The sequence below is a fragment of the Pedobacter alpinus genome (genome assembly GCF_042684645.1).
GTDB lineage: Bacteria > Bacteroidota > Bacteroidia > Sphingobacteriales > Sphingobacteriaceae > Pseudopedobacter > Pseudopedobacter alpinus.
Genome location: NZ_JBHULV010000051.1, coordinates 147,208 through 158,217, shown reverse-complemented (window position 1 = coordinate 158,217; position 11,010 = coordinate 147,208). Strand labels below are relative to the sequence as shown.

Below are 11,010 nucleotides of genomic sequence, written 5' to 3'. Positions count from 1 at the left end.
ACTTCTTTAGCTCCGTAGATGGTTCCGTGATCTCTAATTGTGCTTTCTTTCCCATGCCCTAAAATACAAAATATATACGGCTTTATAAAACTTAATTGGTATAAAATATTATACCACAATACCTACTGTTTCGGGCTTTAGTTATTTGGTGTTTCTATTAGAGTAAATTATTTTAAAAAAAATACGATTTTAATTGAAATCTTAAAAGATAGCTAACCGAAAAATATTTCGGTTAGCTATTTTTTTTTTTACAGCATTGCCGTTATTTCAATTTCAATTAAAATATCAGGGTCAATGAGTTTAGATACTTCAACCATTGTAGTAACTGGTTTAATATCTTTAAAGAATAAGCCATGTGCTTTTGCCGCTTCTTCCCATTGGCTTATATCAGTTAAAAACATACGGGTTCTTACCACATTTTCTAATGACGCACCAGCGTCTTGTAGAACTAAATTCAGTTTATCTAAAATAGCTTTGGTTTGATCGTACATTGTAGTTAAGCTATTGCCATCTTCATCTTTTGAAGCCGTTGTTCCTGCAATTTCAATCGTATTACCAACTTTTACTGCTCGGCAATAACCAATAATATCTTCCCAGGGAGAACCTGATGTGAAATTTTGTCTGTTATTCATTTTAATTTTAAGCTTTTAATTTTTGGCAAATTAATTTAAAAATTTCTTTTAGCTAACATTTATTTACCAAACTTGGTGTACGTTGGGTTTAATGTAATTGTCGTAAATTTTATTTATTGAAGCAATTTCATTTGCAGTTAATTCAGTAGCCGATGATGCTTCCATGTTTTGACTTAACTGATTTATGTTTGAAGCTCCAGGAATTACGCATGAAATTTCATCTGACTTTAAAATCCATTTTAAGGCAATAAGTGGAAGTGAAGTATCAGGAAAAAGTTTCTTTAATTCTTCTACAGCTGCTAATCCTTTCTCGTAATCAACTCCCGAAAAAGTTTCGCCTTTGTCAAAAGCTTCACCATTTCTATTAAAATTACGATGATCATTTTTACCAAAAGAACTTGAGCTTGAAAATTTACCAGTTAATAAACCACTAGCTAACGGCACACGGGCAATTATACCTATGTTATTTTTCTTAGCTTGTTCAAAAAGTAATTCATTTGGGCGTTGTCTAAAAGCATTATATATTAATTGCAAACTACAAACATTTGAATATTGCATGGCTTTTAGTCCTTCCTCAACTTTTTCAATACTTGCCCCTAAATGCTGAATTTTACCTTCATCTTTTAACCTATCAAAAAGTTCAAAAATTTCTGGTCTGTAAAAAACATCGGTTGGCGGGCAATGTAATTGCACAAGGTCTAAAGTTTCTAAACCCATATTTTTTAAACTGTCTTCAACAAAATTTCTTAATGCCTTAACAGTATAACTTTCGCTAACATGAGGGTTTAGTTTTCTGCCACATTTTGTAGCTACATAAATTTTTTCAGAACGAGATTTAACAATTCTGCCAACTGCTTTTTCACTCTCTCCATCACTATAAACATCAGCAGTATCAATAAAATTAATTCCTTCGTCTATTGCTTTGTTAAGTATTTCGTCGGCATTTTTATGGCTAAAATCATCACCCCATTTACCACCAACTTGCCATGTTCCTAAACTAATCTCAGAAATTTTGAAACCAGTTTTTCCTAATATTCTGTATTGCATTCTTTATTTTATTTTAATTGATATTGATAAACTGATCTACTAATGTTCCCACTATTATCTACCCCTTCTATAACCACATCGTAAGGGCCTTTATCATCACTATTGTAAAACTCAAAACTTCCTTTTCCGTTTTTATCTGTTAAAACCACAGGATTCCAATAAATTGTGGTTCTGTAATCTTGTACTTGTAAAGAAGTTTTTGGACCACTATATTTAGGCACATAAAATCTTCTTTCGGCATCGTAACCTTTGGGTTTAAAGGTAAGTACATTAGTTGGAGGAAATAATTCTTTCAGTTGGTCTTTGCTTATTTTTACTTTCACAATTTCTTTCATATTAATAACAACAACTCCCAAAGTATTGGTTCTTTGGTTAATTCCAGAAATTCCATCAGTATTAAAAACTTCAATAGATTCTATCCCGCTTGGCGAAATACTAAAAAGATAGTTTACATCAACAGGCATACCGTTAGCATATATTTCTACAGGTGTTCTGTTACCTTGGTTGTAACTTCTTGTAAGAAATAATTGCTGATCTACAAATGTTAAACCTGCTGAAGTTAGGCAATTTGTCAAAATTGCACAACCTACCAGTTGGTCGCCTTGCACCTGTCTATCTGCCATCATATTTAAACCACTTAAAGCACTATGGTCTGCATGACTTGGTTTTTTAACCGTTGCTGTTCCCTTAACCACAACTTCTTGTAGCATAAATTCTCCTCTATGTTCAATTTTACTGTTTTTTAAATAGGTGTTTAAAAAACTATCTAAATTTATGATGTTGGCAGGACTGTTTATGTTTCTAGTAATTGCAGGGTACGATTCGCCGTCAACCATAATTCTTAAATCTTTTGAGTTTACATTATTTCTTGCGTTTATCACCACCTCAGATGAGTCTTTGAAAATCAGATTTCTAAAATTGAACCTACCTTCTTTATCGGTTGTAGCAGTTGTGCTGTAATGTTTGTCTGGTATTTGAAAAAGTAAACGACCACCTTCTAAAGGCATACCGTTACTTTTTCTAATTGTGCCTGAAATGTCTATGCCTTGCTCTGGTAAAACTGATATTTTTGGGTATTTATCTGCTGCTATATCTTTATAAGAGAACGTTCTATAGCCTTGTGTAAGTAATAAATTATCTAAGAAAGTTAACCTTTTTGTATTGAGTTTGTTAAAATAATAATTGGGTTGTTCAACAAACCCAGTAATGTCTGATGTTAACAATAAATTACTGTAAATGGTTGTTTCTTTATTTAAATCAAACGGCACTTTTGCAGCATTTATAACAGATACAGAATAGTTTCCGTTGGTTGGATTTAAACCATTTAATGTTTCTAAATTTATTTTTATTCTTTCTCTACCCTTATAGCTAGGTAATTCTGGTTTAATAGCTATTTTAGCTAAATCTGCCCTTTCAATAAAAGTTAACCTTTCGCTGTATGGTACGTAATCTGTATTTAATAAAGATACTTGCAAAATACCGTTGGGTAATTTATCTGTAGGAATTACAATAGTATATTTTGCTATTCTTAAAATACTTTGAGCTGCATAAAATAATGAACCACCGTTTTGCGCAACAATATAAAAAGGTTGGTTTCTGTTTTTATTTAAAAAATCTGGGGTGGTAGCAATATCAATATACAAACTATCGGCTTCTATTCTTGTTTGCAAGGCAAGTCCTTCGTTTTTTACTGGAGGTAAAACAACATTTTTTTGAGCCTGATTTCCAAATGTTACATTGGCTGTATAAGTTTCGCCAAACTCTGGTATAAAATTAAAGCTTCCCATTCCTAAATGTTCAGAATTAAACTTTGCTACTTCTTTGCCGCTTTTATTTGTTATAATTCCCTTAGCAGCTATTCCTAAGCCATTAGAATTTATAGCTTTAAATCCTACTTTAGTATTAATCCCATCTAACATTAAACCGCCCTCTGGAAAAAACTGAATGTCATTTTCTGGTGTAGCTGTTTTTAAACTAAAATTTTTATTGAGTACCTTTTTATCACCCATTTCTAAAGAAGTCTTTAATTCTCCACTATTTAAAGCTACTTTATTAGAGCTGCTAAATTCAATATTTATTACGCCATTAGCATCTGTGGTTTCCTTTCCACGGCCAATTTTCTGAAAATCTGCATTTACTTCCCAACTTACTTTTTTATTGGCTAATGGTTTTCCACTATCGTCCGTATAAACTATTCTAGTTTTAACATTTTGCCCCTTATCATTTACTGTTCCATCAAAATTAATGTGGGTCATTAAATCCTTACTTAAAGCATTCCCAACATAAATGTTTTTCGAGAAAAAATTGTCTACATCTTTGTTCAGCATCCATTTTGTAAACGCTCTTACACGGTAATTACCTTCTTTAAAATTTGGATAAGGAAGTATAAAACTACCGGTAGTTACACTGTTTTCAACTGCTAATTTTAAGCTTGATACTAATGAATCTTTATCACTAATTAATTCAACATATAAAATTTTACTGATGGGAGAGGGTACATTTAGTGCCGTAGTTACGTAAGCTTTGAACCAAATAGAATCGCCAACGGCATAATAAGGTTTGTCAAATTGCAGGTGTACTTTTTCGTAAGGAAATTCATTTGCAAGTTTGGCTTTTTTTTCTGCTAGGGTACTTAGAGGAATGTTTTGTGTTTGCGCTTTTGTTGCTAAAGCAAATAATAGACAAAATGATATGCAATAAATTAATGTTTTTTTGATGTTCATGTATTTTTAATTCGGAAATCTTAAATTTAGGGTTTTAATTAAAAAAGCGAATATTAAATTGATAATTTATGCTTTTTTAACATTTTAAAGATAATAAGATTTTCTCCTTGCTGTGCTGATGAATATTTCTTTGTTTCCATGTAGGAAATATCTGAAGAGCAGCTTGTAGCATAAGCTCTTTTTTTAAGAGCGTATAAGAGCCTGTTTAAATTTGTATTGTAAAAAATGTTTGTGGCTGCTTATTTTTGAGCGAAACGAGGCAAATTTTGTAGTGATAGTCGGAAGCTATTTTGAAAACTGCTTTAGTACTCTTGAGTCCCTTTTAAGGAAAATAAAAAATAAAACGAAAAAGTTTAACAAAGTTGTATCCAAAAAAACAAATCAACTTTTGTAGGTAAGCATAAACAAATTATTAAATAAATTTTAAACAGGCTCTTAAAAACAAAGTTTTCAAAAAATAAAAAACATCAGTTTATTCATTTTTGAACATTTATACCACAAATCCCTACAATTCTAACATCCTAAATGTTTCATTGGCGCTACATTTACAGTAAATACATATTAGCTCTGGTTATCGTATTTGTTTAATAAATACGCTTGGAAGCGCTATTGCCAATAAATAAGATTTAGCTGTTTATTACACCTGTAATAATAATGAGATGAATTAAGATGAACTTAAAAAGAAATACAAAATGAAGATTGAATATATCATTCTATCAGCCATAGTTTTGGCTACTTCCGCTTGCGCACAAAACGGAAAAACGACTAGTTCTGTTGACAGTACAGATAAAAAGGAACAAACAAGCAACAATCTATTTGAGGGCGCCATTTCTCAACCTTTGATTACAGAGAGATATAGCGCAGACCCATCTGCTCATGTGTTTGACGGAAAGATTTTTATTTATCCTTCACATGATTATGATGCTGGTATTGCTGATGATGACAGCGGTGATCAGTACCTTATGAAAGATTACTATGTTTATTCTTTAGATAGTGTGGGTGGAAAAGTTAAGGATTACCCAGTAGCTTTAACGCTGCAAGATGTACCTTGGGCAGCTAAACAAATGTGGGCGCCAGACGCAGCATTTAAAAATGGCAAATATTATTTTTACTTTCCGGCCAAAGATAAGCAAGGTGTTTTTAGAATAGGAGTAGCCGAAAGTGACCAACCACAAGGGCCGTTTAAAGCGCAACCCCTGCCAATTGAAAATAGTTTTAGCATTGATCCCGCAGTTTTTACCGATACAGACGGCCAAAGCTATATGTATTTTGGAGGCATTTGGGGTGGTCAGTTACAGAAGTGGGCAACTGGGAAATTTGACGCTAATGGTTCTGTAACAGATTTAAAGCAAGATAAAGAGCCAGCATTGACAGCTAAAATTGCAAAAATGGCTTCTAGTATGAAAGAGTTTGCTGAAGCGCCAAAAGATGTTGTGATTTTAGACGAAAATGGAAAACCAATCTTAGGTGGAGATCATGACCGTCGTTTCTTTGAAGCGTCTTGGATGCATAAATACAAAGGAAAATACTATTTTTCTTATTCAACCGGCGATACGCATCTAGTTTGTTATGCAACTGGTGATAATCCTTACGGCCCATTTACCTACCAAGGTGTAATTTTAATACCTGTTATCGGCTGGACATCGCATCACTCTATCGTAGAATTTAAAGGAAAATCGTATTTATTTTACCACGATACACAAATTTCTGGTGGTACAACTCATTTAAGAAACGTTAAGGTTACAGAACTTCATTATGATGCTGACGGTAAAATCTTGCCGATAGCACCGTACGTAACATCAAAGAAATAATTAAATTAACAGCTTAAAAACCCAACACTAATTTTTTCTATTATGATGAAAAATCTTTCTGTTGCAAAGTACTTATGACAATATTGATGTTTGCGATTTGTTCAAAAAGCATCAACAGCACAGGAACATAAATATCGTTTTGATGATTACACAAAATCTTTGGAAGTACGATTAGATAATTTAGTAGGCCGTTTAACTTTACAGGAGAAGGTTTTTCAAATGATGAATTTCCATCGCTGACCTTGAGTATATCTTGCTGTTAAACAAACTTTTATATAAAAATTGATGCTGTTTACTGTTTTTATAAAAATAAATTCTTTCAAATAGATGCTAATATGCCTTTTTGAGAATTGAAATTTACAACTTTCTTTTATTGCGCTTAAACCTTATTATCAATTGAGGTTAAGCATGGTAATCTCGTATGAAACACTATATTGTTTTAAAAGCCTTATAGTATAATGCGCAAAAAAATCTTTTTACTGCATTATTGAACATTTGTACTATTTTTTGAGACTAATTAAGCATCCCCAACCAAATCATCGGCTTAAATTTACCAGCAACAATTATAAGTTACCTAACATTTTATCCAATATTGACAATAGCAACTCACAGCCATGCTTTTAACTATTTTGGTTACAAGTAAGAAAAAAATTAAAGCATAAATTTTAAAAATGAAGAAACTTAATTACATCCTTTTCGCATTTGCGGGTTCAATGTTACTAGCGTGTGTTACAAATAAACCATCCGATACCAAAAATTCAGAGAAAGGTTTAAAAGATTATTACCAACCATTTTTCCCGATGGGAGTTGCTGTAAATGCCCGAGATTTAACCGGCGCTAATGCAGATTTTATACGAAAAAACTACAATAGCATCACACCAGAAAATGCCATGAAAATGGGTCCAATTCATCCCAGAGAAAATTATTACAATTGGAGAGATGCAGACTCAATTGTTTCTTTTGCTGTTAAAAATAATTTAAGAGTTAGAGGACATGCGCTTTGTTGGCATGAACAAACGCCAGACTGGCTTTTTAAAAACGCAGACGGAACACAAGTTTCTAAAGAAGTGCTTTTAAAGCGATTAAAAGAACATATCTTTACGGTCGTTAATCGGTACAAAGGAAAAATTTATGCTTGGGATGTAGTAAACGAAGCCATTGACGATGACAGTACAAAATTTTTAAGAAGCTCGTTGTGGTATCAAATTACAGGAGAAGATTTTATTGTAAAAGCTTTTGAATATGCCCATGAGGCAGACCCAAATGCAAAGCTTTTTTACAACGATTATAACGCTGTTCGTCCAGAAAAGAGGGAACGCATTTATCGCTTATTGAAAAAATTAGTGGATGCTAAAGTGCCGATTGATGGTGTAGGAATTCAAGCCCATTGGTCAATTTTCGAACCTTTAGAAGCCGAACTTCGCAAAGCTATTGAGCAATATTCTTCTTTGGGTTTAGATGTTCAGGTTACAGAACTGGATATGTCTATTTACAAATGGGAGAAAGAAAGAAGGGCAAAATACGTTGGGGAATCTGACGAGCTTACCCCAGAATTAGAACAAAAGCAAATAGAACAATACACTAAGGTTTTTAAAATTTTCAGAGAATACCGCAAAAACATTACAGGTGTTACCTTTTGGAATATATCCGATCGTTCTACTTGGTTAGATAATTATCCTGTACCGGGAAGAAAAAATTATCCGTTGTTATTTGATGCTGATTTAATGCCTAAAAAGGCATACTGGGAAGTTGTAAATTTTAAATAGATGAAAGTTCTTTTATCAAGTATTTTATTAGTTGCTGTTTTATTTAAAACAGATTTTGCAAAAGCGGTGGAGACAGATTTGTATGTTTCTTTTTCTAGAACAAAGGGTGCCTTTCCGTTAAATGATAATGGTAAAACACCTTCTTTATTAACCGCAGAGAATGAATGGCCTGGAGTTATCAGAGCTTTTAAAAGTTTTGCTGAAGATTTAAGGCAGGTTTCTGGAACCGAACCTTTTTGGATAAATGAGGCTAAAAATGCTAAAGGATTAGTGATTATTGCAGGCACAATTGGTCATAATAAAGTGATAGATGAACTAATTCGCTTAAAGAAAATAGATGTAAGTGGCGTTAACGGTAAGTGGGAAAGTTCCTTAACCCAAGTGGTTAGTAATCCCTTACCAGGAGTAGCATATGCTTTGGTAATTGCTGGGAGTGATAAGCGTGGAACAATTTATGGCATTTACACATTATCAGCCCAAATGGGTGTTTCACCGTGGTATTGGTGGGCAGATGTCCCTGCAAAAAAGAACTCCCAAATTTATGTTTCTGCTGGGAAACACATTTTTAATGAACCAGCGGTAAAGTATCGTGGTATTTTTTTAAACGACGAAGCTCCGGCATTAACAGGTTGGGCTAGAGAGAAATTTGGGGGTTTAAATCATCAGTTTTATGAAAAAGTTTTTGAACTGATTCTTCGTTTAAAAGGAAATTATCTTTGGCCGGCCATGTGGGGCAACGCTTTCAATGATGATGATAAGCTGAACCCTATTTTAGCTGATGAATACGGAATAGTGATGGGCACATCGCACCACGAACCTATGCAGAGAGCACAACAAGAGTGGAAACGATTTGGTAAGGGTGAATGGAATTACCAAACTAATGAAGCTAATTTAAAGCAGTTTTGGCGAGATGGTATCGTTAATATGGGTAACCATGAAAGCATTGTAACCTTGGCCATGCGTGGAGATGGCGATGAGCCGATGACAGAAGGTACTGCGACAGCACTGTTAGAAAGAATAGTAAAAGATCAACGAGAGATTATAACAGATGTGACCAAAAAACCTGCATCAGAAACTCCACAACTTTGGGCTTTGTATAAAGAAGTTCAAGATTATTATGATAAAGGAATGCGTGTGCCAGATGATGTGACGTTACTTTTATGCGATGATAATTGGGGGAATATTCGGAAGTTACCTCAATTAAATGCTGCACCACGAAAAGGCGGATATGGCATTTATTATCATTTTGATTATGTAGGAGGGCCTCGAAGTTACAGATGGTTAAATACAAACCCAATAAGCAAAGTAAGGGAACAAATGAACCTAGCTTATAAATATGGTGCAGATCAAATTTGGATTGTAAACGTGGGAGATTTAAAACCAATGGAATTTCCCACTGAATTTTTCTTAGACTACGCTCTAGATCCCGATAAATGGCCGGCTGATAAAATACAAAATTATACAGAGAGATGGGTTTCGGCTCAGTTTGGAGATAAATATGTAAAAGAAATAGCAGAAATTATTGATGGTTATACACAAATTAACGGTCGTAGAAAGCCCGAATTGTTATCTCCAACTTCCTATAGTTTAGTCAACTATAACGAGTTTGAAAATGTTGTTGTTACTTACAATCACTTATTAAGTAGTGCATTATCGATTGAAGCGAAACTACCAGAAAATTATAAAGATGCATTTTTTGAGTTGGTGCTTCACCCAGTTCAAGCTTGCGCTAACTTAAATGAAATGTATTATACTGTTGCTAAAAACGAGTTATACGCCTCGCAAAAGCGTACTGCAACCAATACAATGGCACAAAAAGCAAAAATATTGTTTCAGAATGATAAGGATATTGCTTTTAGGTATAACGAGGAAACGGCAAATGGAAAATGGCCTCACATGATGGATCAAACGCATATTGGTTACACCAGTTGGGATAACCCAAGAGAAGATATCATGCCAGAGGTAAAAACCATTACCCTTTCCGCTACACCTGATTTTGGAATTGCAATTGTTGGAAGTGTAGATGACCTTACCTTGGGCAACAGTGCTCAAAAACAATTACAGTTTGATTTCTATACCCAAAAGAATTATGTAGAAATTTTTAATAAAAGTATTAAGGCGTTTGATTTTGAAGTCGATGTTAAAGAACCATGGCTAAAAGCGAGCATTAAAAAAGATGAAATTAATGATGAAAAAAGGATTTGGTTTGAAGCGGATTGGAATCAAATTCCAGAAGGAAAACATTTAGTTCCAATTACTGTTAAAGCAATGGATAAAAGCTTTACTGTTTATGCTGCAGTTAATAAAGCTCCATCAGCGGTTGAGAGCAAACCTAATTACCTTCCATCAAATGCTTACCTAAGTTTAGATGCAGAAAATTTCTCTACTTCTTCGCCAAAAAGAGGATGGGAAATTTTGCCTCATTACGGAAGAACAAACTCTGGAATTACAGCAGTGCCGGTAAATTCACCATCACAACCATTAGATGCAAATTCTCCGTATGTAGCTTACGAAATTAACAGTCAGGATGCTGGGCCAATTAACCTGAACCTATATTTATCACCCACTATAGATTTTTTAGATAAAGGAGGCTTGTTGTTTGCCATTTCGTTTGATGATGAAAAACCGCAAATAATCAATCTAAACGAAAACGACAACGAACGAACAAGAGATCGTTTATTGGCTAATAGTATCAAACAAATTAATGTTAAACACGATTTCAAAACTGCAGGGAAGCATACGCTTAAGTTTTGGCGGATAGATGCGGGAGTAGTTTTACAAAAAATAGTAATTGATAGTGGCGGATTGGCTACAAGTTATTTAGGTGCACCAGTACAAAATAACACTAATATTAAATAGAGAAGGGTTTGTTATATTTTATTCAGAATTTTCATTAAAGATTTTCTTATGCTTATGTTTTGTACAAAGCGGCTAGTATTTTAAACAATTGTGCAATTAGAAATAGTAGATAATTACCTACTTTTAAAATGTTAAATCGTAACGAAAAAACCGTTTTAAAATAAGATCCTGA

The 11,010-nt window shown here is 33.6% G+C and carries 6 protein-coding genes; 3 read left to right on the top strand and 3 right to left on the bottom strand.

The window, feature by feature from the left end; translation table 11 throughout:
* Positions 1-248: 248 nt before the first annotated feature.
* From ACFSSE_RS15465 to ACFSSE_RS15455, 3 genes are all read right to left on the bottom strand, one after another.
* Complete coding sequence (locus tag ACFSSE_RS15465; protein WP_379041482.1) at positions 249-632, bottom strand: RidA family protein; 384 nt, start codon at positions 630-632, stop codon at positions 249-251.
* 63 nt (positions 633-695) lie between these two features.
* Positions 696-1,679 (bottom strand): aldo/keto reductase, encoded by a 984-nt coding sequence (locus ACFSSE_RS15460; protein ID WP_379041484.1) that lies wholly within the window; start codon positions 1,677-1,679, stop codon positions 696-698.
* 8 nt (positions 1,680-1,687) lie between these two features.
* The gene (locus ACFSSE_RS15455) at positions 1,688-4,402 is read right to left on the bottom strand and encodes a carboxypeptidase regulatory-like domain-containing protein (protein WP_379041486.1); all 2,715 of its coding nucleotides are present in this window, start codon (positions 4,400-4,402) and stop codon (positions 1,688-1,690) included.
* Positions 4,403-5,094: 692 nt separating this feature from the next.
* Here ACFSSE_RS15455 and ACFSSE_RS15450 point away from each other — a divergent pair.
* The 3 genes from ACFSSE_RS15450 (at position 5,095) to ACFSSE_RS15440 (ending at position 10,838) form a co-directional block, all read left to right on the top strand.
* The gene (locus ACFSSE_RS15450; protein WP_379041488.1) at positions 5,095-6,213 is read left to right on the top strand and encodes a glycoside hydrolase family 43 protein; all 1,119 of its coding nucleotides are present in this window, start codon (positions 5,095-5,097) and stop codon (positions 6,211-6,213) included.
* A 671-nt stretch (positions 6,214-6,884) separates the two neighbouring features.
* Positions 6,885-7,979 carry an endo-1,4-beta-xylanase gene (locus tag ACFSSE_RS15445; RefSeq protein ID WP_379041490.1) on the top strand — a complete coding sequence of 365 codons (1,095 nt, stop codon included), beginning with the start codon at positions 6,885-6,887 and terminating at the stop codon, positions 7,977-7,979.
* On the top strand, positions 7,980-10,838 hold the full coding sequence (locus tag ACFSSE_RS15440; protein ID WP_379041492.1) for a glycosyl hydrolase 115 family protein: 2,859 nt from the start codon (positions 7,980-7,982) through the stop codon (positions 10,836-10,838).
* Positions 10,839-11,010: the final 172 nt, after the last annotated feature.

Coding starts and splice junctions, on each gene's coding strand:
- ACFSSE_RS15450 (WP_379041488.1), top strand. CDS start 5,095: ATGAAGATTGAATATATCATTCTATCAGCCATAGTTTTGGCTACTTCC.
- ACFSSE_RS15440 (WP_379041492.1), top strand. CDS start 7,980: ATGAAAGTTCTTTTATCAAGTATTTTATTAGTTGCTGTTTTATTTAAA.
- ACFSSE_RS15445 (WP_379041490.1), top strand. CDS start 6,885: ATGAAGAAACTTAATTACATCCTTTTCGCATTTGCGGGTTCAATGTTA.
- ACFSSE_RS15455 (WP_379041486.1), bottom strand. CDS start 4,402: ATGAACATCAAAAAAACATTAATTTATTGCATATCATTTTGTCTATTA.
- ACFSSE_RS15465 (WP_379041482.1), bottom strand. CDS start 632: ATGAATAACAGACAAAATTTCACATCAGGTTCTCCCTGGGAAGATATT.
- ACFSSE_RS15460 (WP_379041484.1), bottom strand. CDS start 1,679: ATGCAATACAGAATATTAGGAAAAACTGGTTTCAAAATTTCTGAGATT.